The organism is Paenibacillus sp. PsM32, from assembly GCF_030433815.1.
Taxonomy (GTDB): domain Bacteria; phylum Bacillota; class Bacilli; order Paenibacillales; family Paenibacillaceae; genus Saccharibacillus; species Saccharibacillus kyungheensis.
On sequence record NZ_JARUWY010000004.1, the window covers coordinates 221,990 to 248,661 of the forward strand.

The following is a 26,672-nucleotide window of genomic DNA, read 5'->3' on the forward strand; positions in this document are numbered from 1 at the left end:
CCTCAATGATTGTAATGTGGGGCGGGCAGGTTTAAAAAAGCGTAAAAGTAGATTTTAGAGAATTTGATTTTATAAAAAATATACAGGTTACGTTTGTAAGTTATAGTTGAATTATAAAGATGTATTGAGACAGTAAATAAAGTTGAGTGAATATGTAATTATATCTTTATTAAAATTGATTTGTTAAAATAGGAAATTTAATAAAATAATTCTTCTCTTTATCTTCTTATTTTATCATCTACAATAAAAATAACAACAAACCTAACAGATGGTAAGCGTGATGATAAGAAAAATAGGATCTGTTAGCTAAATAGGTTACTACAATGATGCAATTCCAAAAAAAGGAGATCGAAAATGTACGAGAAATTGATCGTGGCTAAGCATCGGACGTGGATTGCTTTGCTTGGCGCGTTGGGATTGGCGACTGTTCATCAGTATTTATTTTACGGGCATAGCCTGGGGATTTCGTATCCGGTATTTATTCTTTTATTCTACTTATATATGTACACTTATGCAGGGGACAAGCTACGTGCAGGATCATGGTTTAGCCGTTTTGCGATGACCGTTATTATTTTACTGTCACTCACATATGGACTGTTCACCAATCCGATTTTTATGGTACTGAATGCTTTGTTTGTGCCTTGTCTGATCTTTTTGCATCTTGCTTATATGTTAAGCCATCGCAGGTTAGCTTGGCATCGTCCTAAGCTGTTGATCGACGCACTGGATCATATGATTCCACAAGCAGTACGACATTGGGTTACTCCTTTTCGTATACTCAAAAATGCTGCTACAGGCAAAATGGAACAGGAAAAAAAGAAAATCGTAACCAAAATATTGATCGGTCTGGTAATTTCTTTTCCGCTACTATTGATTATTATCAGTCTGCTAACATCGGCTGATCGCATATTTGGAAATTTATTATCTACATTGCCGAACTGGATTGATGGACTGTCGTTTGGAGAAGGTAGTTTTCGCGTGCTATGGATTGTGATTGGAGGACTGATTTTTTTCGGATATTTGTGGGGATTTGTACAACCCTATATCTATCCGCCAGTCGTTGATTATAGACAACAACCGTTACCGCGTTCAGCTTCTTCTGTCTCTGGAGTCGGTCTATCTTCACCTGTTCCGCCTGTCTATGGACCGCAACCGCTATTAGCGTCTCCTGTTGCCAAGCGTCATCCGGTACGCATTGATCCTATTATTATGGCGACGATACTGATCTTGATTAATATTGTGTATGTGCTCTTTGTAGTGGTGCAATTCTCTTACTTATTTGGTGCAGGACAAGGGCAGATTCCAGATGGACATTCTTATGCAGAATATGCTCGCAGTGGATTTGTTGAACTGGTCATGGTGACTTCATTGAACTTTCTGATTATGGTATGTGTACTTTTGTATATGGCAGACAGCAATCTGATCTTGCGCCGTATCAACAATAGTATGTTGTATATTTTACTGATTTGCTCTGGTGTGATGTTATATTCAGCATTTGCCCGTCTTATCTTATATGAACAAGCTTATGGATATACGTATACCCGTTTTCTTGTGCATGCGTTTATGATCTTTCTCGGGGTATTATTACTGGTCGCAGGCTTGCGTATCTATTGGAAAAAGGTACCACTTGTCAAATGTTATATCGTGCTTGCGCTTACCGCTTATGTGGTTGTGAATTATGTAGGGATGGATCGAATTATCGCTGTGCAGAATTTAGATCGATATGAACAGACAGGACAGATTGATTTCGATTATCTCAACAATTTGTCCAGTGATGCGATTCCTGTATTGTTACAGCGAAGTGCGACACTATTACCTGCATCTCAGCATTATTTCCGTCAGGATAAAGCTTATTTATTTGAAAAAGAACAATCCTGGCAGTCGATTAACTGGGCAGATTACCGCGCAATACGAGCGCTTCGTAGCGATGGATCTTCTTAATTTGGATCGAAAAGCATATTATCTTACAGCACCAAAGGAGCGAAATATGATGGTAACTCAAGCATTGATCGAATGGAATATAGATCCCACTTCGTTGCCACAGCAGAAATGGTTAACAGATCAACAACTCAATGTAGACTTGTATTCTTCTACCGTTGACCCTACAGAGGAAGGATGGAATATCCGGATTCGAATTACAGAATCTTTGCCAGATTCTTGGAATACGTATGCAGAAGTTCAATTTCTGACCGATCCCGATGATCCGTTAGAAGAAGGATTTACATTTTTATTATGGGCAGGTTCTTATGTAGCCGATGTGACGATTGTAGGGGAAACTCATTAATATATAACGCAAAAAGCTCTCCATATCAAAGGAGGGCTTTTTTATATAGTCTATGGTGTTTGTTCTATGCTAGAGCCATCATTGATCTTATATCTATAGTCAATACACTTAACTTTGTTGTTGCGTTGGAGCTAGAGCAATCTCACGAATATTGATACTTTGAGGCTGACTGAATGCAAAGTAAATCGTATCTGCAATCGTTTGTGGCATTAAGTTGAGTTTAGCTTTTTCTCCGGTCGTCTGATCGTTCCACTCGGTCTCAGTTAATCCAGGAGAGATCGTAACGACCCGTACGTTGTGCGGAGCTACTTCTTCACGTACATTTTCGCTGATTGAATGAACAGCAAATTTGGTTCCACCATAAGCGACATGATCGGCAAATGTTTTTTTGCCTGCAATCGAGCTGATATTGATAATAGTACCTGACTTTTGCTCAATCATTGATGGAAGTACAGCTTGCATTCCATTGAGAAGTCCAATGACATTGGTATTATACATCTCTTGCCATTCTGCTGGATCTTGAGTCGTAATATCACCAAGCAACATTCGACCTGCATTGTTCACAATTCCTTTGACCGGACCGAAATGTTCTTCTGCTTCTGCAATCGCTTGATCCAGAGCAGGTCGATCTGTAATATCAATAATCGCTTTCATCACCTGACGACCAGCAAATGCTTTTAACCGATCTTCACGACGAGAAAGTAACAATACATTATGTCCTTTAGCGATAAAAAGTTTGGCAGTAGCTTCTCCTATACTTGACGACGCGCCTGTAATCACAACAAATCCTGTTTTCATAATTCAATAAACTCCTTTATTGATATGAGATAGTGGAAGGGAACAACTTCACATTATCATGTCTAGGTAAGGAGCACAGTGAGAAAGATTATAGTTAACAACATTTTTGAATATAAATTTTTGATAATCAAAATATATTCCAATTGATTTCCCTGATCGCATAGCAAATTACCTGCAACCCTTTGATAGATGAAGAAATTGCAGGCTAAGAGTGAGTGTCTTTTTTACATGTGCTATATTACACCGAATGAGGTTCCAATACCAATTCATCAATCAACTTGCCTTTGAATACTTTCAGATATTGATATTGCCCGTCGATACATAATTTGAGCAACCCGTTATCGAAGTCTGTATGCATATCTTTGAAAAAGATACCTTCTGTAATGATCGGTCGACCATGCGTCTCATACGCAATTTCGTATCCGCGCGAAGTCTGAATCACGTCTACATCTACACCTTGTTCATGGGTTTCTTCGAGATGGGCTTGCATACGCTGTACCGCTACAATATGTAGATCGATCGCTCCCAGCTTTTCCAGTAGGTCGTTTACGATCGAACCTTTTATAATTTCTTGCCAGCGAGTCTGAGCCGATTGTCCAATAATAAGTTGTGTAATATCATGTTGTTGAGCGGTAGAAGTAATAATATCAGCCGCTTCTTGTCCGTTACTTTCTAAAAGCACAAAATGACCGCCAGCTTCTTCTGTTAATTTACGCCATAACGCTACATAGTTCTCTTGTTGTTGATCCATTTCATCGAGAGGTTGATCGATTACACTTAATACACAAAGTGGAGACTGAATAAGTTGAGATAAATGAATACCACGCCTGATCAATCGTTCTCCATTGGGTCCATAATACACACAGACCATAATCTTTTCAGAATTCAAGCTAGATACACTCCTTTATTGAGGTAGTTATGATCCATTAACCATAATTATTTAAAAGGAATAATAAGCGATTGTATAATCTAACAAAAAAGCATGATTCACCAGTATATCAGAAGATGCCCATACATCGGGCGGATCTTGTAGTCGATTGCATAGATCAGTTAAAGCCTCTACCATCACCTGACTACGTACATCTCCCCAGCTAGCATGATGTTGAGCGATATGAGATTGTGCTTGCTGTAACGAGCATTTTTTCAGCGTAGAGAATACCCGGCACCATTTCACCAGGTCTAAATGTTGAACCTGATCGGTAAACGAATATTCCGCCCAACCGGTAATCCCATGACTTGCTATTTTTAACAGCCCACAATGCAGATACCCATCCATATCAGGTAACGCGAGCAGATGATTATCATACTGGAACACTTCAATCGAATGAATATGATGTATAGCCAGATCCACCGTGGATACAGTGTTGCTAGCAGGCGCTATCGGCGAAATTAAACTCATCTCAAATCTACACTCCTTCAAATAAAATCGCTATCTCTATACATAGTAAAACCAGATAAATCAGTAGCCGGCACACTTTTTTGATGTCAGATATTGTTAGCAATCATAGTACCGTTAAGGGTAGAAGTAAAATCAAATCTAAGCTTTTAATAGGCGTTATATGCTTGAAAATAACGATGTAATCGGATTCATTGGACTCAATCACGTTCTAATGGCTATCATGCTCGCTGATGCAACCTTTTATATAAATACTGCGCAAACAGCAGAAAAAAAGGATGGAATGATGCAAATAAGAGCATACTGCTCAAAAGATAAAGGAATTGATTCAAATTCACTCCTTATGAAGAGTCAGACTGCTTTACAAACGAAAAAGGCGGGCGTATGATTTCATTCAAGTTCATTACAGCTTAATGACTGAAAGGCTAAATCTAGACCTTTCAGAAAGCGGGGGAACCATACGAATAGACAGGGTATTACAAGATCTATTCAGGGGTGAATCAGAGATGACAGCTCAGGCTGATCTATCTGTAGGGAGACTCTTACTTCCGAATCCGTCAGCTAACCTCGTAAGCTGCAATAAGAGAGACGACAACAGTCATCTATGCCATTATCAGGGGCTTTTTTGCTCCTGTCTTAGAAGCTGATGAAGAGGTCCTCTTCTAACGGCTTTTTTTTGTTGTCTACAATGAGTGGAGGAGCGCGAACACGCATGGAGTACGAACAGGAATTTGTACTGGTATCGCCTGCTACAGTAGCAGGGGAGCAATTTATTCAATTACTCAAAGTTAAAAAAATACCGTTTGCTATTATAGTGAACAGTCAGGCAGATCAGATTCGATTTGAAAAGATAGGTATTGAGCATATTCTAGTAATAGATACTCAGCGACAAGACTTATGGCGTATCCCGCAATTGAATATTGGCAAAATCTATTTATTTGAACGTAGTCTACCGTTATGTTGTCGTTATATCCAGATCTGTCGTGCATGGACATCTGATAAGCTATATGTCATTACAGAAGGCAGCCAATCACGCTTAATTTATCGTGGTTTGGGTGCAGATTATATTATTCATACCAATGGAAGTAGCGCTTCGTTTTTATTATAAAAAAAGACTGCTGATCCAACGATCATTTTATTTTGCAATTTGTCGGTGATATCTTGATAATAAAGAAGATAGAGAACCAAGATGATGCGCAGAATGGAGATGATCGTTGTGATCGGTAAAACAGCACTCGTCGCTGGAGCAACAGGTCTTGTGGGCAAAAAGTTGTTGCGTCAGTTATTAGATAGCACAGAATATACACGAGTGATTGCTCTTGTCCGCGAACCTGTGCAACAACTACAACATCTGAAGTTGCAACAGATCGTAGTGGATTATCATAGATTAGAAGATTATCGAGCAGAGATGAAAGCAGATGATGTTTTTTGCTGTCTCGGTACAACGATTAAGCAAGCAGGAACGCAAGCGCAGATGATCGAGATTGATGTATTGTATCCTGTGTCTGTCGCTATGGTGGCGTACAAACAAGGAGCCAAGCAGTTTATCGTGATCAGCTCGATGGGCGCTGATCCCAAATCCAGTATTTTTTATACACGTACCAAAGGAGATATGGAGCAACGGTTACAACAAGTTGGTTATTCTTCATTATCGATTGTTCGCCCCTCTTTATTGCTAGGCAAACGCAAAAATAGCCGCGCAGGAGAGCAATTCGGTGCTGTAGTCTCTCAAGCACTATCATTTCTAATGATAGGTCCTCTCCGCAAATATCGAGGTATCGAAGCAAGTGACGTTGCACGAGCGATGTATCGGATCGCTCAGACCTCCAAGTCAGGTACTCACATATATATGTCAGATCAATTGCAACGAATCGCAGACGAGTCCCAGAGTCGCTCCGCTTCAATGAGCAAATCAGCGAGATCATAGTAGGTTATAGTTCAATTTTTAATTATAGAAATGGAGAATATCAATATGCCTCAGTTAGAACCAAAGCAAGCTGCTTCAATTATCGAAAAATGGATTGCTTTTTACGATATGGATAATGCCAAAGCATGGGATAAAGACGATTATCCTTTTATCCAATCTTCTTGCAAAGTGATGCGCAGTGCTATTCAAGCATTACGTGGAAAAGCACCTGCACCTAATGAACGTCGCAAAATCGTGGCTGGACTTGAAGATTGGTTAGATGATTCATTTATGGACGATCCGAATGAATGGGAAAAAGAAAATAAAGCATTTGTGCAAGAAGCATTAGAAGCGATTCAATTTACGATCCAATTTCTACAAAAATAATGAATGACAGGCAGGAGTGCTCTATGCCAGACGGGTATATTCCACTGTGCAGTCGTGTAATTGGCGATTTTTATATTGCATTTGAACCGCACTCCCATAGTCTAAATATCTATATGCACAGACCAGAACCAGCGCTCGAAGTATCTACAGATAGTTCTACGATTGTATCGGATGATCAATCTACCATTCCGCCTGCTTCGATGTTGTTGATCGGGTATCTCAAGGTCACATATTCACAAGCTGTTAAGCCTACCGAGTCAGAAGATGATCCTTCTGAAAAAGGGTGCGGGCTGGATGCGGTCTATATCAGTGATTTTCAAATCTATTTCAATTATCAAGATCTCAAATTAGCTGTACCTGTAATTACGCTGTTACGAGATACATTATCGGCTGAAGGATATCGTCTACTGGCTGCACATATTTTCAAAAATGAACGCTCGTATGCCAAATTACATCATACGTATATTGAGCGTTGCGGAGCCACGATACGGCGTGAATATAGCGATTATGTCATTATAGAATGGAAATGGAATCCGGCAGATGATGCAGACAGGAGAATAAGATGAATCACGATACGAACAACCATATTCAGGTAACTCTGTGCCGGGAAGAAGAAGCTCATATCATATGCAATATGTATCCATATTACTTGTACGATCTGTCAGAGATATGGGAGCGTCAGCCGAATTCACAAGGCATATTTGATGAAGAACAATATGCTACGCTTCACCAGCAAAGCGATGCGTTTCTGATCTGGTGGCGACATCCAGGGGTTCTATATCCGTGGATTATTCGTGTGAACGGCGTGCCTGCTGGATTTGCTTTGATAGCGACTCCTCCTTATATCCCTGATGGTTCTCATGCACAATATTACTTAAACGAGTTTTTTGTTATGCGTCCATTTCGTGGACAAGGAGTCGCTCAGCAAGCGGCTATTCACGTATTTGACCAATATCGAGGCGATTGGGAACTACAGACCAATGCTTCCTCACGAAATCATCATACTCAATCGTTCTGGAACAATATATTGTCACAATATACAGAGGATCAGTACAGTAAGCGCGAAATAACAGATGAAGATCAGCAACAATTGCTCTCGTATTGCTTTAATAATCAGCAAAAAAACGAATAATCATGATTTTTTTCAGTTTGTTACTTTCTTTTCATGGACAATATATAACGTTTTGTGTAACATAGGCATAATTCACTTTATTGATAAGGAGTATACCTATGGCACAAAAAGAAGGTTCAGATTCAGCAAGTACAGGCAGTGGTAAGATCGAACGGTTTTCAACAAGCGGGTTTATTTTGGCAGCGATTGGTAGTTCAGTAGGTCTGGGGAATATGTGGAAGTTCCCTTATATCACCGGTAAATACGGTGGGGCTGCCTTTTTCTTAATGTTTATTATTTGTCTGATCGTAGTAGGTCTACCGATTCTATTGGCAGAAATGGCGATTGGTCGAAGTGGACGGGGTAATGCTGCGGCTTCGCTTTTCAACATTACAGGGAAGAAGCATTGGAAATGGATCGGTACGATTCCAGTAGTGACTTCTTTCTTGATTATGTGTTATTACGGTGTGGTAGCAGGATGGACACTGCATTATACGGTATTGTCTTTTAGCGGTAGTCTGTCTGATGTTAATACTGATTTTACAGCAGCATTTACGAATTTTGCTGGTGGTTATGCACCATTGTTTTGGCAAGCGGTTGTAATGCTAATTACAGGTATCGTTATAGCTAAAGGGGTATCTGGCGGAATTGAGAAGTACAATAAGATTCTGATTCCAGGATTTTTGGTTATTTTGCTAATATTGATGTTCCGTTCATTGACGTTGCCTGGAGCAGCGGCAGGGGTAGAATTTTTCTTAGCACCTGATTTTTCTAAATTAAGTCGTGCTTCGATCTTAACAGCGCTAGGACATGCGTTCTTCTCGCTGTCACTTGGAATGGGTTGTATGTTAACGTACGGTTCTTATGTACGTAAAGAGCAATCACTAGGTAAAGCAGCGCTTGCTATTGGAGCAGGAGACTTGTTCTATGCACTATTAGCAGGACTGATTATTTTCCCTACAGTATTCTCTTATGGACTCAAACCGGATCAAGGGGTGGGGCTAGCATTTATGGCGTTGCCTGCGGCATTTGCGCAAATGCCTTTAGGTGCTTTTTTTGGCGGTCTATTCTTCTTATTGCTAGCGATTGCGGCGATTACTTCATGCTTCTCTATTCTCGAAGTACCTGTAGCGTATGCGATGGGACAATGGAATTGGACTCGTAAAAAAGCAGCGAGTATTGTCTGTATTTTCTCTTTCATACTCGGTGTTCCTGCCGCGTTATCTGTCGGGGGTGTTCTTAGCTTTATCACATTGGATGGCAAAAGTATTTTTGATGTATTCGACTTTGTCACTTCTTATATTTTGATGCCTGTGGGCGGATTTATTGTCACGATCTTTACAGGATATGCATGGAAACGTGCAGGAGAAGAAGCAGGAATATCTGGCTTCTGGTACAACACATGGATGTTTATTCTACGTTATGTGGCACCAATCTTAATTATTCTGATTTTCTTATATTCGGTAGGTATTATCCAACCAGAATAAACTGAATACAACAATCAAAGGAGCACTCTCATGACTATTTCTTCTCAAGAAGCTTTTTCCAAAGCATTAGTACAGTCTTTGATCGGAGAAAGAGGGCATTTACCTATCGCGCGCGCGTTGTCGGATATCGATCTAGAATTGTCCGGTCGTGTGCTAGAACATTCTCCTTATACAATTTACCAACTGATTAGTCATATGAGTTACTGGCAAGATTTTATGTTGACTCATTTACGTGGTGAAAAGCCTCAATTGCCAGCGAATGTTAGCGAAAGTTGGCCTACAGAAGTCCAAGCTGTCGATGAAGCGACATGGCAAGATGTATTGGATCGCTTTTTGCAAGGGATCGATTACGCTTGTGAGTTAGCACGTACGATGAATCTGGAGCAACCATTAGTGCATTTCCCGGGAGAAACAGCTGCTGGATTGTTGCGTAATATCGCTTCGCATAATACGTATCATTTAGGCGAAATCGTATTGTTACGTCGTCTGTTTGGCGCATGGCCACCACCGGGCGGCGGATATCCTGCTTAACGTATACATCAGGTCTTTGTATGATTGAGTTGAGTATTATTTCTTCTTTATAAGCGAAAGTGTTCTGCTATGAGCCGTCGATCTCTTTTCTTTCTTTGTGATCATGGTAGTATTTCCAGGGATTGGTGTAATAATACATGGGAACTACATTTACAGTAGAAAAAGGATGTGTAATCATGGCAACACCACCGAAGAAGAAATCGATTCGTTATGATTGGCCGTATCATTTTGTGGCTTTGCCTCTTTTATTAGTAACGTTTGTGCTAACTGTGATCTATTGGATCGAAGCGATTCGTTATGATGAGCATGTATTGTTATCATGGTTACTGTTAATATTAATGGTTTGTTTATTTTTTGCGATTCCACGGATTCGAGTCTATGCGACCAAAACGCAAGATCGTATTGTGCGTATCGAAGAACAGTTCCGTTATTTCCGTTTAACCGGTAAAGAATTAGACCCTCGTCTATCCAAAGCTCAAATTATTGCACTTCGTTATGCAAGTGATGCAGAATTTCCTGCATTATCCGAACGTGCAGCCAATGAGAATCTATCTAGTTCAGATATCGAAAATGCGATTACGAACTGGCGCGCCGATCATATGCGTATCTAGTCGATAGCGAATATGATACTTATCAACTTATGATGTGTATCGAAATGATATAAAATATAGCCTGAAGTCGCTCTCTACAGAGCGGCTTTTTTTGTTGCAACATACCTCGATCACTCCAAATAGATACGATAAAAATTGAAACCATACCAAAAAACCGAGCACTACAGATCATGTAGACGCTCGGCTTTGCTATTTAGAATACAGATAATCAATTAGCTAAAAATGGTATCAATCTGTGCAATTTCTTGTGGTGTTAATTGTACATGTAGCGTTTGAAGATTGTCTTTCACTTGCTCAGCACGCTTCGCACCTGGAATAACAGCATCAATCGAATCGCGTGTAAGATACCATGCTAATACAATATGAGCAATATCGACACCTTTGGCTTGTGCAATCGGGCGAAGTTTATCTACTTTTTCTAAATTATTGATAAACGCTTCACCTGTAAAGAGTGGGTTATTTGCACGAATATCATCGAACTTGGTATCTTTGGTATATTTACCACCTAGTAATCCTGAAGCAAGCGGGAAATAAGGAATAAATGTAATTCCATTTTCAGCGGTATACGGTAATAGATCTTGTTCAGCATCTCGATGGAACAGATTGTAATGAGATTGAAGAACATCGACATCGCCGTTTTTGTTCGCTTCTTTTAACTGTTCCAACGAGAAGTTAGATACACCGATCGCCCGAATTTTACCTTCGTCTTTCAACTTTTTCAGCTCGGCTACAGCTTGATCTTTTGGTGTATGTTCATCAGGGAAATGAATATAAAATAAATCGATATAATCGGTTTGTAGGCGTTGTAGACTTTCTTCTACACTTGCACGTAGAAATGCAGGTGAGTTATCAATCACCACTTCGCCGCTATCTGTAAATTTATGAGCACCTTTGGTAGCGATAATAACGTCTTTACGCTTACCTGTTTCTTGAAGCACTTCACCAATCAATTCTTCAGAGCGCTTAGGTCCATAAATGAATGCAGTATCTAGAAAATCTATTCCTTCTGCTAGTGCAGTACGGATCATTTCTTTACCGACTTCTTCATCCAAATTAGGATAAATATTATGTCCACCAACCGCATTCGTACCCAGTCCGATTGGATTTACCCATAGATCGCTTTTACCTAATTGTTGTTTTTCAGTCATGATTCATTCAGCTCCTTTGATCTCTTTACTTGATTCTCTTCTATTTTAACAGAATATCATGTGGAGTTAAAATATCGGAATAATTGGGTTTTGAATTCGGAATTTTATGCTTGGTGGGAATACGCTCCAGAAAATAATTTGTTCTTGCCGTCGCTGGTGAAGTCTAATCCCTTGAATGACTGGCAAGCAGTCGGGATTGGACTTCAAAGGCGACTTTCAGAATAAATTATTTTCTTCCGCTCTGTGCGAGGAGGCATGGGGGTGGGTAATTTAAAACAAGTGTGAATGATTCCTCTCCTTGAAGAGGAGGGGCAGGAAGGGAAAGAGTATATAATTAGGAGTTAGTGTAGTTATGAATGGTGTGGAGTAAGAGGATGTATAGGGTAGTTGGATGAATAGATTGGAAGAAAATAGATGGCAAGAAAATAGATGGCAAGAAGATAGTTATCAGATATGTTCTATAGGATTGGGTCAGTGTAGGGAATGAATATGTACGTGAGGGAAGGTAGGAGAAGAGCATCAATGAAAACGGCTAAGGTGTTGAGTTTGGTTTTATTTATTGTGATGATTTGTAGCAATGTGTATGGAGCTGTATTTGGGGATGTGTTGGTAGAAGGGCAAATGTTGTTGTCATTGTTATGGGGTCGGTTGGTGCTGGTCGATTTTTATGTGGGGATGATTTTATTTATTTCTTGGATGATTTTTCGCAAAGAATCGGGTTGGCAATTGCTTCTGTGGATCTTGTTATGTATCTGTCTGGGTAACTTCTCCACGTCGCTGTATATTTATCTAGCGTTACGTCATAGTGATGGAGATTGGAATAAATTCTTTTATGGCAAACGAGTAATAGGGCACTAGAAAATGAATATAAAACTAGATGAAAAAAATCGCTAAATTATAATGTGAGTTTAGAAAATTAACAATGTTCTACTATTAAAATGATCATTCACAAGACGACTCACAATACAATTCGTAAGACAAATCAAAAAGGGCAACTTCCTACGAATAGGAGGTTGCCCTTTGAATGATACTATGCTCATTTGTCTTCTTAATCGCTACTTATTTCAAAGTGTAGGAGTTAGAAGCTTCCATGATATCTGCATAAGCCCAGTGACTAGCAGGAACATCTTTCCATGCTTTGTTGCCAGCTGTTAAGTTAGCTGTTTTTTCTAAAATTTTGTTCAAAATTGTTACGGCTTGAGCACGAGTTAACGGTTGATCTGGTTGGAAGCTAGAAGGTGATACACCTTGCATCAATCCAGCCGTTGTTACACGCTTGATATCGTTTGCTGCCCAGTGTCCGTTGATATCATTCGCAAAGGAGCTTCCTGTACCGCTAAGACCTTGCCAGCGGCTTACAATAGCAGCCATCTCTGCACGAGTGATCGGTTGAGCTGGAGCGAACTTACCGTTTGTTAGACCTTTCATCAGCCCAGTGGATTGCATAGAAGCAATGGCTTGATGTGCCCAGAACGTAGCAGATACATCAGAATAACTTCCGTTACCACTAGCAGATGCTTTTGGTGCAGTTGCTTGTAAACGATACAATAGGGAAGCCATTTCCGCACGAGTAATGCTGTTGTTTGGACGGAATGTTTGATCCGGGTAACCCTGGATATAAGCAGGTTTGACTACGCCAGCCGTTGTATCTGTATTGACATTGTTATTATCTGTTGTTGAATTATTCGTTGGAGCAGATGCCAGGTTCTGCATATCTACAATCGTAAATGTACTGAATTTGTTAACTGTAAATTGTAGACCTGTCTGACCATTACCATAATCCACTACGCTTGGTTGTACCAATTCACGATCGCCATCACTATGCTCGATAAAGATACGCAATTGATTTAACCATTGTTGTTTGGCTGTTGCATCTTGTGGAATCGAACTGTTGTCGATCGGCATTACCAATTGAACCGGTTGATTTTGCAAATTCGTTTCAATCGTCATTGGACGACCCACTACAGAGATATCACCATTGCCTAGAGCTTGTTTTACGATCTGTTCTTGTTTTGCACGATTTGCTACTGCATTTTGTTGTGCTACTGTTTTGAGTGGTACAAAGTGGAAATAAAGATCGTTTGTAATATTGTTCAATGAAGTAGAAGCAACAGACAATTTCGCATCGTTAGTGCTAATTTCTAAATTCATTGCTGCATTTTTCAAATCTTTCGCTGCTGTTAACGGTAAAGTGATATCGGTTTGAGATACTTCATCGCTAGCATCTGGAACAACTAGACGAACCGTTTGTTGAGCAGCATCTTTTAGCTTCGTAATCGCTTCGATCACTTTATCAGTTGAGAATGTGATCTGATCTTGTTTTTGACCATTAGATTGAGTCGTACGGTTAACCACTGCTGTAGCAGGAATCGTTGTTTTGCCTTTACCATCATCTACATCAAGTGTGATCTTTTGTGAACCACCTGAAGAAGATGTTTTATCATCGGATTCTTTGACTGTTACAGTTGCACTTGCAAAAATTTCTTTTTGAGTTACAGAGTAAGCGCTAATAACTGCTGTACCTTTACCTATTGGAGTAACTACTCCATCGGTAACTGTAGCTACACTTGGGTTGCTGCTGATCCATAATACAGTGGAATCTGTAGCATTATCAGGAGTAACAGTTGCTTTTAATGTTTGAGCAGCGCCTTTTTTCTTGAAATCTAATGTTGCTTTGTCTAAAGTAATGCCAGTTACTGGAATCACTTCTGCTTCATCCAAGAAGTCTAGTTTAGTTAAGACATTAGATTTTTCAAAACTTATATAACCTGTACGATCAGGTAAGAATGTAACACCATAAGCATATTCTTTGCTACCCATCATTTCAAAATTTTGTGCTCCAACAGGAAGATTTTGAAGTAGGGAAGCTTTAGCTTTATACAAACCAACAGAATCAATATTTACATACAGATTTCCAAGCTGACTAATCGTAATACCACTAATTCTTGTTGGATAGGATGCTACCAATTCAGAATTAAGTTCAGCACCAGATACACGAACAATAGTAGAAGTCGTAATTTCTTCAAAGTAATTATTTGTAGTTGTAGCTACATACAATCGATTTTGTTGATCCATAGCCAATCCAGTAATGTAAGTGCTATTTACAGGAGTTTGGATTGAAACTTCATTACTAGACGTACTTGAAGGGTTCAATGTTTGAGTAGGTGCGCTGTAATAAAGAGTACTATAATCTTCTAAATCTGATGCGCTATAAGGCAATAATTCACTGTTTTGTAGATACTTTTGTTTTAATACCCATACTTTAGAATCGCCTCTTTGAGAGTAGTAGATATCGCCTGCTTTACTTACCGTCACAGCAGTTATATTACTTTCGCTTTTAGCGATTTGAGTTGTTTTTAAAGTAGTGGCAGATACTTTGTAAATTCCTTTATAGCTAGAATAATAAACATCACCATCGAAATAAGCTAATTCAAGTGGGTAATTCAGTTCAACATTAGTAAGGTCAGTCGGAATAGCTTTGACAGATACATAACGAGTCACTTCTTGTGCACTCAAACCAGAACTGTTTGTTGCATTGTAATGAATAATATAGGTACCTACAACAGAGGTATCAATAGCATTCACAGGCTCACCATTCAACGTATAAGTTACCGTTGGTTGAAGATTGCTATCTACAGCATCTGTAATAGCAACGCCTGCATCAACATAAGCATCACCTTGAGTTAGTCGTACAGAGTAATCACCATTCAATTTGATAACAGGAGGAGCGGCTGTTTTAAATGGTTGAATAGAAGCACCATTACTATAATATCCTTTACCATTCGGTAGGATAACCAGTCCAAAAGCAGAATTGAAATCACTTTGGTAAGACTCAATGAATGAATCATCCACAGGTAAGTTTTGTAAATGATCATAACTTATCTTTTTAAGTCCCATAATGTTTCCGTTAGGGCTATAAAATAAATTTCCTTTGGTGTCTATAGTGAGTCCCAAAATACCATTATAATTAGAACTTGTAGTACTTGTGAGTACCTTTTGTCTTGCTTTCGTTGTCAGGTTTACTTTGATAAGTATACCGTCAAGATCGTAACCGAAATTGTAGTTTCCGATATACATATTGTCATTGTTATCAATAGCCAATGAATACATAGTGGTATTAGAATCACTGTTAGTATTGTATGAATCGAAAACGTTTGATTTGTTATTAAGAGTTGCTGAATCTAACGGAAGATCTTGTAGATAACTTGCAGATAATTTGTAAACATTTTTATCTCCGTTTTTGGTATAAAATAGATCGCCTGCTTTATTTAAAGCAACGCCTAAAAAAGAACCTGATGATTTAACGACATGTTCTACTTCACCTGTAGTTACAGATATACGATCAATCCCGTTTCCATAGGAGGCTACATATACATATCCATTGTGATATTCCATATCAAATGGGTTTAGAACCTTTACTTTACTAAGATCAAAATAACCATTAAATGGCTTAACAATAACAGTACGAGTCACTTCATCAGCGTACGAATTTGCAGGATTGATCACATTGTAATGGATTATATATGTGCCTGCGATAGAAGTGTCTATGTTAGCGACAGAATGTCCATTGAATGTAAAAGTTACTTTTGCTACTAGATTATTATAGTTACTATCTGTAACAGTTGTACCAGGATCTGTAAAAGTATCTTTTTCATTTAACGTGATCTCAGAAGAACCAATAAGATTAATAACTGGGCGACTGGATGCTATAGGTGATTTCTGCATATTATCACTATTTCCAATATAAGAATCGCCATTAGGAAGGAAGACCATACCGTAAACACTATCAAAAGAATCAGTTTTTAAATCAACAAGCCTACTTTCATCCGTTGGAATACTTTTTAGATCTTGTGAAGAAATACGATAAATACGTGAATTGTCTCCACCTGCATAAAGATTCCCTGCTAAATCAAATGAGAAGCTTACGAAATAAGTAGTTTGAAAATCACTAATTACCGTTTCTGGCGTAATTGAACCGGGTTGAAGTCTTAGTATTGCGTTATTACCTCTATCAAAAAAATAAAGCTTATCATTAGCATCAAAAGCTAATCCATATATACGTTTATACGTATTAGAGAAAATTACAGTACTTTTATCAGAAAAGTCTGTCGCTGTCAGTGGGAGTTGGTCTAACTCAGTATGCGATAATTTGTAAATATTTTTGTCGCTATCGATAGTATAAAATAAATCGCCAGCTGAATTTAAAGCGACTGACATGAAGGAAGTATCGCTTTCTACAACAGGTGTTACTTTACCTGTATAGAGGTTAACACGAGAAATTCCTGTGTCCCTTTGTGCTACATATACATAATCGCCGTAGTAAGCCATGCCATATGCATTAGGTATAGAAATTTTAGAAAGATCAACATAGTTTTGAGTAGATGTAACAACAACAGAACGTGTCACTTCATCTGCAACTGCATGATCACCATTCGTTACATTGTAATGGATAGTAAAGACTCCTATTTTATTTGTATCAATACCTGATGTAGGAGAACCATTATAATCGTAAGTGATATTAGCTGTTTTGAGATCAGGGTATACATCGTCTTGTACGGTTACACCTGGATCAGAAAAGGTACTACCTACTTTAATTTGAATCTGTGCATCTCCAATCAACGTAATCACAGGTTTACTGTTTGTTTGATTCGAAGAAACACCAGTATTTGTACTTTCGACATGAGTGACAGGAGTGCCAGAAGAGTAAGTGTCATTGGTAACCGAGCTTGATTCGTTGCTAGTTGTTGTATTGGTTGTATTGTCCTCAGCAAAAACATTTGTCGTTGCTGTCCCCGGCAATGCAATCAATACAGCTAAGCATAAAATCATCCATTTTTTCATGCTATAAATATCCCCTTTGCTTTTTAAATCTGTGAATCTTGTTTTACTATATCGAATCAGACTGAACAATTTCTGAACATTTATTAAGATCATGATTTTACCATTTTTATCCATTACATATCTATTAATGATTAATGGCGATATATAGCACAGATAAGGGTAAATTTAAATTATTTTCATCGATGAAAATAACTCTTGCTTATGAGTCAATCATGTCCTAAAATGAGGTTGCAGATGAATGCAAGCGTTTGCAAAGAGTGTTGTGAGTACATGTATAGATGTAATCCCTCTCTTTTGTAAATGCTATTTTTCTACTGTATAACAGGAGTTTGAAGATTTTTTGATAGCGTTATCAAATTCCTATTTACTTTTTGCTCATTACATAAGAAAATGGGTAAGAAGTAAAAAATATCTAATTATGTTATTTATGTTCTTTTGTTGTTCTTGATTCAAGGTGTAATTAAAAAAAAGGGGCTGAGTACATGAAGCGTAAGTTGAAAAAAAGCAGCACAATGTCACTGATGATGGTTTTGCTATTTTCAGTCGTCATGAGTGCATGTGGAGGAACAACAAGTAATACAGCATCAACAGAACCCGCTGCAACCGGAACAGATACAACAGCAACGACAACAACAGGTACAGATATGATCAAGACAGCGAAAGTTCCAGCTGGATCTGAATTAGAAAAAGCCTTAAAAGGTGAATATAAAGGAACCAAAGTAACGATGTACGGTCCATTCGTAGACGCGGATGAGCAGAAATTCAATGCAAGTATCAAAGCATTCGAAGATCAAACCGGTATTGATATTGCTTATGAAGGTTCCAAAGAATTTGAAGCTACTATCAATGTACGTGTTAACGGTGGTAATGCACCGGATATCGCTGACTTCCCACAACCAGGATTGTTAGAAGGATTCGCTAACTCTGGTAAAGTGGTTGATGTATCTAGCTTTATGGATGCTAACTATCTGAAAGAGCAATACAAAGATAGCTGGCTAGATATGGCGAAGATGAAAGGTGAAGGCGGCAAAGAAATTACTGCGGGCGTATGGGCACGTAGTAGTGTGAAAAGCTTAGTATGGTACAACAAAAAAGCATTCGCAGATGCTGGTTATGAAGTACCTAAGACTTGGGATGAAATGATGGCATTAACAGAGCAAATCGCTAAAGATGGCGATCCTGCTTGGAGTATCGGTATTGAAAGTGGTACAGCAACAGGCTGGCCTGCAACAGACTGGATCGAAGATATTATGCTTCGTACAACTACTCCTGAAAACTATGACAAATGGGTAAAAGGCGACTTGCCATTTACAGATCCTATTGTTAAAAATGCAGTTAAAAAAATGTCTGATATTTGGTTCAACAAAGATTATGTATACGGTGGACGTAGTTCAATCGTAACAACGAACTTCGGGGATTCCATCCAACCGTTGTTTACAGATCCTCCAAAAGCATGGTTAAACCGTCAAGCTGGATTTATCGTATCCTTTATTCCTGAAGGTGTAACAGCAGACGAGTATGACTGGTTCCCGTTCCCATCGATCGATGAGCAATATGGTACACCTGCGATGATCTCTGGTGATATCTATGCGATGTTCAATGATCGTCCAGAAGTACGTGCAGTCATGGAATTCTTTACAACAGCAGAATCTCTACAAAGCTGGATTCAATCCGGTGGTGTAACACCTCCAATGAACGGTACTCCTGATGATTGGTTCGCTAATGATCAAGAACGTCGTATGTCTCAGTTTGTACAAGAAGCCAAAACAATCCGCTTTGACGGTTCTGACTTGATGCCAAGTGCTGTAGGCGCAGGAACGTTCTGGAAAGGTATGACGGATTATGTGAGTGGTACAGCTAATCTAGATGAAGCGATGGCTGAGATTCAATCAGGCTTCAAAAAACAATAGTATCGCACGATAGATACTATGCATGTAGATAGCAGGTATACATTGACATGAGTCAGAACGGGCCGATGCTATCGGTCCGATTTTGGCTTGATTAAGGGGGAAAGCCGATGGACGTGCGAGCCAATCAAGGGTCTATGTTGAAGTTGATTTTGTTATCAATACTTGTTCCTGCTTTAAACGTAGGCTTGCATTTCTCGATCTTTTTATTTTTTAGAAGCTCGGATCTTCCACCGGTCTTGAATGCTTTGCTTGCTGTGATCTGGGGAATATTTGGGATCTATTCTATTTATTTTTCATTGAACTGGGTAGTTGAGCAATATTCGGATAAATGGAAAGAACGCGTCATTCCTTATGTATTTGTAGGACCGGCTGTATTATTGCTAGGCTGGTTGCTGTTTTTACCAACATTACGTACGTTATATCTTAGTTTTTTCAATGCCGATTCGACCCGATTTGTAGGGCTAGCTAACTTTGGAGCTGTTTTTACAGACAGACTATTGTTAACAGCGCTACGGAATAACTTGCTGTGGGTAGTATTCGGAACCTTAGCATGCGTTATTTTAGGGATGTTAGTCGCTGTACTGGCTGACCGCAGTAGCTTTGAACGTCTTGCCAAAGCGATTGTGTTTATGCCGATGGCGATTTCGTTCGTAGCCGCAGGGGTTATCTGGAAATTCATCTATTACTACCAACCAGGCGATGACCAGATCGGTCTACTTAACGCTATTATGGTGCAGTTAGGACTCCAGCCGCAGGGCTGGCTCAGTATGGTGCAACCCTGGAATAACCTCTTCTTGATTGTCATATTGGTCTGGATGCAGACCGGGTTTGCTATGGTTATCTTTTCCGCTTCGATCAAAGGTATACCGGAAGATATGTTGGAAGCCGCGCGGATGGATGGCGCAGGTGAAGTACGTATCTTTTTCAAAATTATGTTGCCTGTGATCTCTAGTACAGTACTTGCAGTTACCACAACGATTATCGTATTTACACTGAAAATATTCGATGTCGTTATGATTATGACCGGTGGACAGTACGGAACAGAAGTAGTTGCAACTGAATTCTACCGTCAATTATTTATGTATCAAAATGCAGGCTACGGTTCGACGCTTGCGATTGTGTTGCTGATTGCAGTTATTCCGGTTATTATCCTGAATCTGCGCCAGCTTCAGAAGGAGGGAAGCTTCTGATGGCTAAACGAAAAAATAAAGCACCCAAACGCAAAGCGAATTGGTTGGTTAATACGATTCTAGCGATTATCTGTATTATCTGGTTTATTCCTACACTGGGGCTGTTGATCTCATCAGTGCGTCCGGCAGCAGATATTTTGCAGACTGGTTGGTGGACGGTATTCCCTCATCGCCAGTGGGCAACTGAAGAACAAGTGAAACTTCCCAAAGATACTGATCTTCGTCAGCCGATCACCGTTAATGGACAGACATTTAGCGATGATCAACTCAAATCAGGTGTAATGCAAGGTGATAAACGTCTGGTCTGGGAAAATCGCCGTTCACGTACTGTAGATGTGCAGGATAAAAAATGGAGTGGATTCACACTTGATTTTACAACGCTGAACTATGAAACAGTGCTAGGCGGTAAACAGTACAAAATCACGCAACCTGATGGCACCGTCAAAACCGAGCAAGGTAGCGGGATGGGAAGATCGTTCTGGAATACAATCGCTGTTGTTATTCCATCGACAGTCATCCCAATCTTTATTGCTTCTTTTGCCGCATATGCTTTTGCATGGCTCAAGTTCAAAGGACGACGCGTCTTTTTTGTAATCGTGATTGCACTACTGGTTGTACCTTTACAAGTGGCTTTGATTCCGATTTTGCGAGATTACACAGCACTTGGACTCAATGGAACGTACTTCGGTATATGGTTAGCACATACGGCATTTGGTCTGCCGCTAATTACGTACTTTATGTACAATTCGATTAGTCAGCTTCCTCGTGATCTATTCGAATCGGCTTATATGGATGGAGCAACTAACTTTACCATTTTCTCTAAATTAATTCTTCCATTATCTGTACCTGCACTGGCTTCGATTAGTATCTTCCAGTTCTTATGGGTATGGAATGATTATCTGGTATCGCTTATCTTCCTCGGTTCTCAACCGGAAGTACAGGTATTGTCAATGAATATTGCGAATATGGTTGGTTCGCGTGGTAGTGACTGGCATCTGTTAACAGCAGCAGCATTTGTCTCTATGCTAACACCACTTGCTGTATTCTTTGCATTACAGAAGTACTTTGTACGTGGTCTATTGGGTGGATCGATCAAAGGATAATAAGGTGTTTAGTCCAAAAGACGATAATAAAAGACCGCTCTTCGATATAGGAGGAGCGGTCTTTTATGTATTTGTTGAATAGTAGAGAAGCAACTGGAATTTATTGGCTTAGAATTGTATCATGAATAGACTACATGTTACAAAAAGGTGGGAAGTGTATGGATACAGGATCATTGATTATATCGACGGTATTGCTTGTTATTGCACTACTGGCTGTATTGTCGATTGTGTATTATAGCTGGCGTAATGGCATCTCCCCATTACCAGCATCATTGTTGTTGCGAAGTAAAGTAGCAGAAGAAGTGTTGCGTTTGTCTAAAGTACAAGAATTAGATCATCCGCTTTTCAAATTAGAAACAGATGATCCTGCGCAACAATATTCGATTATCCAACAACATATGGAATACCAAGCACGTCAAAAAACTATTGTAGAAACCGGTTCAGGCTGGGGAACATTAGCGATATTTTTAGCCAAACATATCCCGAATTATCATGTGATCGGTATCGAAAATTCGGTAGTGCCTTTTTGGATTTCTAAATGGTGGGCCAAGTTTGAGAAAGTGCCACTTACATTTATCCGTGGAGATATGTATCAATACCCTTATGAAGAAGCAAATATTATTGTGTGTTATTTGTTTCCGGGAGCGATGAAGCAATTGAGTACGATTTTGCGTGAACGTGCTGTAGCGTATACATATATTATTAGTGTCTATTTTGCATTGCCCGATTGGACACCTGAAAAGATTGTACAATGTGTGGATATTCACCGTACCAAAATTTATATTTATAAAGTAGGCGTATAGTTATTGTACTTTCTCGCAGATAAAGTCTCGCACTATAGATATAAAAAAACACATGCAATAGAATAATCGCATGTGTTGATTGGTGCTTAATGGGTGCTTGGTTATAGAGAACAATACTTAGTTATGGTCTTTGAAAATACCAAATGGCTTACCAATAGGTAAAAATGTTTTGCCAAAATGAGTATTCAATACCAATGCACCTGTACCGTATAAAGACATAATCCCAATACCCATCTCTGCATAAGCAGCAAGTGTATGGAAAATATGAGGAGCCACACCAAACGCATCAAAGGTGAGTCCGAGGAATAACAGATCGATCAAGCAGAAAATAATAAATAATACTTTGTGTGTCTCCATGGCACCGATCGTCATAAAGAGTACAAAAACAAGATAACCGGCAAAAGCAAAGCCTAGTTGCTTACCATCTACATCATTGGCTAGAGCAGTGCCGAATACGCCCATTTTGATCATCCAGTTGCCTGCCATCGCGAACCAGAAGAAAGCAAATGCTCCAAATGCCGTCGTACCAAATGTATTGTTTCGCTTGGAATCTTGAATACAAGCGAATAATTGAGCGCAAGCGCCCAGAAAGATCGCCCAGGGAATAGCATAGCTGAGTCCTGTCGTTAGACCTAGCTTTTGAGAAGAAGCTACCAGAGTAACAATAGCCAGACCGAACAGGCCGAGTGCGCTAGGATCAGCATTGATGATCTTAACATGAGTTTGCGAAGAAGTTTGCATAAGGAATTTAGCCTCCAATAATTGTTAGGTATCCCTCACTGTCGTCAGACATACCTCAAGCATTGTACCTGAAAAGACGCAGATAGAAAAGAAATATTATTAGTTACATATCAATTAGAGAAATACCTGTCATACTACTGTTTATTTATTTCAATTTGGGGAATTATTTGACTATTTACGTCGCTCAAAACTTGTTATACTGATAGGTAATTACATTTCATTGGTTAAGGTGTGTGAATAAAACAGATGGATTTCAATCTGGATATGAAAACAGTGTTCATTTCCCTTGTATTTGGACACATTTTTACTGTCATCTTGATCCGTGCATATCGTCAGAATTATATGAAAGATCGTGCTGTTAACATGTTTTACCTTTCCAAATGGGTACAGGCTATCGCATGGTTTATGTTGATTTTTCGCAATACTGCTCCTGATTTTTTCTCGATTGCAGTTGCTAATTCTTTTTTATTTATCGGTGCCGCTTTGGAGACAGCTTCGTTTCTAGTGTTACAAAAAGCGTTTTCTAAACAAATTCGCAATCTGTATATGGGCTATACTACGATAACGATTATTGGTTTTGTATCAATTTACTTCTTAGGTGTAACAGAAACGACTCGTATTATTTATGCTTCTATCGCCACCTCTTTGTTTATCCTTTATCCCGCCTACCGCATGATCTCAGATCGACAAGCATCTTCACTTCAGCATTTGATGGGTTATTTGTATAGTATTGTTGTGATTAGTCTATGGTTTAGAGCTGTGTTTGCTATGTATTTTGGTGCTGTTGTTGGATTATTTACAACAGGGATGTATCAGACGTTTACGTTTCTGTCGCTGTATTTGATTATGATTTTGGGCAATACCGGTTTTGTGCTGTTATCCAAAGAGCAAGCAGATGTCGATCTACTGCGTATTGCCAGCTATGACGATCTGACAGGTATATTGAATCGGCGGACATTTATGATCGAAAGTAAAAATTGTATCTATGAATTAGCCAAAAAGCAGCAATCCGTATCGTACCTTTTATTTGATATCGATCATTATAAAGCGATCAACGATACATATGGTCATCATATTGGCGATCGGGTATTGCGTGATATGGCGATACTTGTGACAGAGCAGTTAGAGGAACAAGCGATATTTGGAAGATATGGTGGTGATGAATTTGCTATTCTGCTACCTGATACGGATGAACAACGATCCAGTCAAATCGCTGAACAACTACGTTCTACGATTGAGCATCATCGGTTTCATGCTTTGCCGTTGTCGTATACGATTAGTGTAGGAGTGGTCACAGTATCTGCTACCAAAGAGACGCAGCTTAGTATGTTATATCAACACAGCGATCGAGCATTATATGAAGCCAAATATGCAGGTCGTAATCGTACAGCACGGAGTCTGGTAATGGTGCAAGAAGAGAGCGGCTAAGAGTGATATGGTTATCTATTGAAAAAAAGCTCTACAATCACTGAATGTGGTTGTAGAGCTTTTTGGAATATAGAAAAATGAATCTGCTTATTTATTGGGTTGACTGTTATAGTAGTAGATATTTTTAGTGATATCTTTCATCGCTTCGCCTGTAGCTTGAAGACGGTCGATTACTTCTGTAAATGAACCGACAAGTGTCGCTTGTTCTTGAGAAGAAGTGGTAATTTGAGTGATCTCATTTTCCATTTGACGGATAGATTCTTGTACATCACGAAGTGCTGTTTCAATATCGCCTGTAGCTTTTTTGGAGTTAACAGACAATTTACGAACTTCAGTCGCAACTACACCAAATCCTGCGCCCAATTCTCCTACACGAGCAGCTTCAATCGCAGCATTAAGACCAAGCAAATTGGTCTGTTCAGAGATATCTTTGATTAGGATTGCTACTTCATTGATCTTACTTGATTTTTCAACCGTTGTTTTCGTGTTTTGCAAAATTTGCTCGCTGGTTGCTTGTAGTTGCTGTGCATGAGCCGCAATATGTTGCACCATATCTACAAGATTTTCAGATACAGATACGTTTTCTGTCATAACACCTTCAAGATCTTCTTGTGTTCTTTGATCATAGCTAATCGTCATAACGCCTACGATTTGACCATTTTCATGGATCGGCACATTGATTCCTTCAAGAGAAACACCAAACATTTCTTTAGGAAAAGGAGTAATGGATGGGTTCACTTTATCCGCAATTCCAGCAAAGTTTTCAAAGCCAGGAGCTAAAGGACCGTCTGCTACAAATCCTAGATCAATACCTCCAAATTGTTCATAATAGAGGATCTTTTCATGATCATATAAGCAAATGGTAGCGCGCTCGCGCAAAAGTTTTCCGATGTATGGCAAAGCGGTTAAAAGTGCTTGCATTACTGGCATAGTTCTAATCATCCTTTTCTTACTCAATTTTTGATAGTATCTATATGTATTACTATCGGACAGAAGAGCCTTATAATAAAGACTAATCTTTTGAGTTAATGTGGTATAGAAGATAACAAATTGTAAAAATAAAAAACTCTAACATACATTAGAGCTTTTTATTCAGAATAGGCTCTAGTGTGATAAGGGAAGTAGATAGGCTGAGATTATTTGTTAAGAGGGACGCTGTAGCGGTATAGATTGTTGGTGATCGATTTCATTTCTGTACTTGCGGATTGCAAGCGTTCAATCACGTCTGTAAATGAACCAACAAGAGAAGATTGTTCTTGAGAAGAGGCTGTAATTTGAGCAATTTCATTTTCCATATGGCGAATCGATTGTTGTACATCACGAAGAGCCGTTTCGATATCTCCAGTCGCTTGTTTGGCATTCACTGACAATTTACGAACTTCAGTCGCAACCACACCAAATCCTGCACCCAATTCACCTACACGAGCAGCTTCAATAGCGGCATTTAGACCCAGCAAATTCGTTTGTTCAGAGATATCTTTGATCAATGTAGCGACTTCATTAATTTTGCCTGATTTCTCAACTGTTATTTTGCTATTTTGCAAAATTTGTTCGCTCGTTGCTTGTAGTTGCTGTGCATGAGCGGCAACATGTTGCACCATATCAACAAGACCATCAGCAGCAGATACATTTTCTTGTAACACAGAATCCAGGTTTTCTTTTGTACTCTTATCATAATTAACAGAAAGTACAGCAAATAGTGTATTACCATCATAGATAGGAACATTGATTCCTTCTAACGGCACACCGAACATTTCTTTGGGATAATGACTAATAGAAGGATTGACTTTGTCGGGGAGGGAAGAGAAATTATCGAATCCGGCTGGAAGAACATCACCTGTTTTGAAACCAAGATCGATACCATCTAACTGTTCATAGTAAAGCATATGTGTCTTGTCGTACAAACATACTGTGGCTCTTTCTCTCAAAATTTTTCCAATGTACGGCACAAATAGTAAAAAAGAATCAAGCATACTCATGTGTCAATCACCCTTTAA

General features: G+C 39.2%; 24 protein-coding genes and 1 riboswitch. Of the genes, 16 read left to right on the forward strand and 8 right to left on the reverse strand.

Going from position 1 to position 26,672, the window contains the following annotated elements:
- Nucleotides 1–354 precede the first annotated feature (354 nt).
- Both QCD85_RS11065 and QCD85_RS11070 read left to right on the forward strand, forming a co-directional pair.
- Nucleotides 355–1,941, forward strand: coding sequence for a DUF4153 domain-containing protein (locus tag QCD85_RS11065; RefSeq protein WP_301262627.1), 1,587 nt, complete (start codon nt 355–357; stop codon nt 1,939–1,941).
- Between the two features lie 46 nt (nt 1,942–1,987).
- A complete protein-coding gene (locus QCD85_RS11070; protein WP_301262628.1) occupies nt 1,988–2,284 on the forward strand; it encodes a hypothetical protein in 297 nt (98 codons plus the stop codon).
- Nucleotides 2,285–2,392: 108 nt separating this feature from the next.
- Here the strand turns inward: QCD85_RS11070 and QCD85_RS11075 are convergent, their stop codons facing one another.
- The 3 genes from QCD85_RS11075 to QCD85_RS11085 all read right to left on the reverse strand — a co-directional run bounded on the left by QCD85_RS11075 (nt 2,393) and on the right by QCD85_RS11085 (nt 4,481).
- Nucleotides 2,393–3,082: an SDR family oxidoreductase gene (locus tag QCD85_RS11075; RefSeq protein ID WP_273614119.1), complete on the reverse strand. Its 690-nt coding sequence runs from the start codon at nt 3,080–3,082 to the stop codon at nt 2,393–2,395.
- 238 nt (nt 3,083–3,320) lie between these two features.
- Nucleotides 3,321–3,971, reverse strand: coding sequence for a universal stress protein (locus QCD85_RS11080; protein ID WP_273614118.1), 651 nt, complete (start codon nt 3,969–3,971; stop codon nt 3,321–3,323).
- 51 nt (nt 3,972–4,022) lie between these two features.
- Nucleotides 4,023–4,481, reverse strand: coding sequence for a hypothetical protein (locus tag QCD85_RS11085; RefSeq protein WP_301262629.1), 459 nt, complete (start codon nt 4,479–4,481; stop codon nt 4,023–4,025).
- Nucleotides 4,482–4,891: 410 nt separating this feature from the next.
- Nucleotides 4,892–5,069, forward strand: a riboswitch (cyclic di-AMP (ydaO/yuaA leader).
- A gap of 121 nt (nt 5,070–5,190) precedes the next feature.
- On the opposite strand from QCD85_RS11085, the gene QCD85_RS11090 reads away from it, so the two are divergent.
- From QCD85_RS11090 to QCD85_RS11125, 8 genes are all read left to right on the forward strand, one after another.
- A complete protein-coding gene (locus QCD85_RS11090) occupies nt 5,191–5,586 on the forward strand; it encodes a hypothetical protein (protein ID WP_301262630.1) in 396 nt (131 codons plus the stop codon).
- A gap of 81 nt (nt 5,587–5,667) precedes the next feature.
- On the forward strand, nt 5,668–6,405 hold the full coding sequence (locus tag QCD85_RS11095; protein ID WP_301262631.1) for an oxidoreductase: 738 nt from the start codon (nt 5,668–5,670) through the stop codon (nt 6,403–6,405).
- Between the two features lie 45 nt (nt 6,406–6,450).
- Nucleotides 6,451–6,771: a hypothetical protein gene (locus QCD85_RS11100; RefSeq protein ID WP_273614114.1), complete on the forward strand. Its 321-nt coding sequence runs from the start codon at nt 6,451–6,453 to the stop codon at nt 6,769–6,771.
- 23 nt (nt 6,772–6,794) lie between these two features.
- Complete coding sequence (locus tag QCD85_RS11105) at nt 6,795–7,337, forward strand: hypothetical protein (RefSeq protein WP_301262632.1); 543 nt, start codon at nt 6,795–6,797, stop codon at nt 7,335–7,337.
- Nucleotides 7,334–7,903: a GNAT family N-acetyltransferase gene (locus QCD85_RS11110; RefSeq protein WP_301262633.1), complete on the forward strand. Its 570-nt coding sequence runs from the start codon at nt 7,334–7,336 to the stop codon at nt 7,901–7,903. The genes QCD85_RS11105 and QCD85_RS11110 overlap by 4 nt, the downstream gene beginning before the upstream one ends.
- Before the next feature lie 98 nt (nt 7,904–8,001).
- Nucleotides 8,002–9,369: a sodium-dependent transporter gene (locus QCD85_RS11115; RefSeq protein WP_301262634.1), complete on the forward strand. Its 1,368-nt coding sequence runs from the start codon at nt 8,002–8,004 to the stop codon at nt 9,367–9,369.
- Nucleotides 9,370–9,399: 30 nt separating this feature from the next.
- Nucleotides 9,400–9,900: a DinB family protein gene (locus tag QCD85_RS11120; protein ID WP_274171477.1), complete on the forward strand. Its 501-nt coding sequence runs from the start codon at nt 9,400–9,402 to the stop codon at nt 9,898–9,900.
- 137 nt (nt 9,901–10,037) lie between these two features.
- Nucleotides 10,038–10,511, forward strand: coding sequence for a DUF6526 family protein (locus QCD85_RS11125; protein ID WP_301262635.1), 474 nt, complete (start codon nt 10,038–10,040; stop codon nt 10,509–10,511).
- A gap of 212 nt (nt 10,512–10,723) precedes the next feature.
- Here QCD85_RS11125 and QCD85_RS11130 read toward each other — a convergent pair whose 3' ends face one another.
- The gene (locus QCD85_RS11130; protein ID WP_301262636.1) at nt 10,724–11,659 is read right to left on the reverse strand and encodes an aldo/keto reductase; all 936 of its coding nucleotides are present in this window, start codon (nt 11,657–11,659) and stop codon (nt 10,724–10,726) included.
- A gap of 522 nt (nt 11,660–12,181) precedes the next feature.
- Here QCD85_RS11130 and QCD85_RS11135 point away from each other — a divergent pair.
- Nucleotides 12,182–12,517 carry a DUF1475 family protein gene (locus QCD85_RS11135; protein ID WP_273614107.1) on the forward strand — a complete coding sequence of 112 codons (336 nt, stop codon included), beginning with the start codon at nt 12,182–12,184 and terminating at the stop codon, nt 12,515–12,517.
- Between the two features lie 201 nt (nt 12,518–12,718).
- On the opposite strand, the gene QCD85_RS11140 is transcribed toward QCD85_RS11135, so the two are convergent.
- On the reverse strand, nt 12,719–17,500 hold the full coding sequence (locus tag QCD85_RS11140; protein ID WP_301262637.1) for an immunoglobulin-like domain-containing protein: 4,782 nt from the start codon (nt 17,498–17,500) through the stop codon (nt 12,719–12,721).
- A gap of 482 nt (nt 17,501–17,982) precedes the next feature.
- Between QCD85_RS11140 and QCD85_RS11145 the strand changes: the two genes are divergently transcribed.
- The 4 genes from QCD85_RS11145 (at nt 17,983) to QCD85_RS11160 (ending at nt 22,506) form a co-directional block, all read left to right on the forward strand.
- Nucleotides 17,983–19,410, forward strand: a complete 1,428-nt coding sequence (locus tag QCD85_RS11145; protein ID WP_274171482.1) for an ABC transporter substrate-binding protein — start codon at nt 17,983–17,985, stop codon at nt 19,408–19,410.
- A 107-nt stretch (nt 19,411–19,517) separates the two neighbouring features.
- A complete protein-coding gene (locus QCD85_RS11150) occupies nt 19,518–20,600 on the forward strand; it encodes a carbohydrate ABC transporter permease (protein WP_273614104.1) in 1,083 nt (360 codons plus the stop codon).
- Nucleotides 20,600–21,703: a carbohydrate ABC transporter permease gene (locus QCD85_RS11155; RefSeq protein WP_273614103.1), complete on the forward strand. Its 1,104-nt coding sequence runs from the start codon at nt 20,600–20,602 to the stop codon at nt 21,701–21,703. Before QCD85_RS11150 ends, QCD85_RS11155 begins: the two co-directional genes overlap by 1 nt.
- Nucleotides 21,704–21,861: 158 nt before the next feature.
- Entirely contained in the window at nt 21,862–22,506 is a 645-nt protein-coding gene (locus tag QCD85_RS11160; protein ID WP_273614102.1) for a class I SAM-dependent methyltransferase, read from the forward strand.
- Nucleotides 22,507–22,623: 117 nt separating this feature from the next.
- On the opposite strand, the gene QCD85_RS11165 is transcribed toward QCD85_RS11160, so the two are convergent.
- Nucleotides 22,624–23,247, reverse strand: coding sequence for an acetate uptake transporter (locus QCD85_RS11165; protein ID WP_204825942.1), 624 nt, complete (start codon nt 23,245–23,247; stop codon nt 22,624–22,626).
- Between the two features lie 264 nt (nt 23,248–23,511).
- Between QCD85_RS11165 and QCD85_RS11170 the strand changes: the two genes are divergently transcribed.
- Nucleotides 23,512–24,675, forward strand: coding sequence for a GGDEF domain-containing protein (locus tag QCD85_RS11170; protein ID WP_301262638.1), 1,164 nt, complete (start codon nt 23,512–23,514; stop codon nt 24,673–24,675).
- A gap of 87 nt (nt 24,676–24,762) precedes the next feature.
- On the opposite strand, the gene QCD85_RS11175 is transcribed toward QCD85_RS11170, so the two are convergent.
- Together QCD85_RS11175 and QCD85_RS11180 are read right to left on the reverse strand one after the other, a co-directional pair.
- Complete coding sequence (locus QCD85_RS11175) at nt 24,763–25,605, reverse strand: methyl-accepting chemotaxis protein (protein WP_301262639.1); 843 nt, start codon at nt 25,603–25,605, stop codon at nt 24,763–24,765.
- A gap of 206 nt (nt 25,606–25,811) precedes the next feature.
- Nucleotides 25,812–26,654: a methyl-accepting chemotaxis protein gene (locus QCD85_RS11180; protein ID WP_273614099.1), complete on the reverse strand. Its 843-nt coding sequence runs from the start codon at nt 26,652–26,654 to the stop codon at nt 25,812–25,814.
- Nucleotides 26,655–26,672 lie beyond the last annotated feature (18 nt).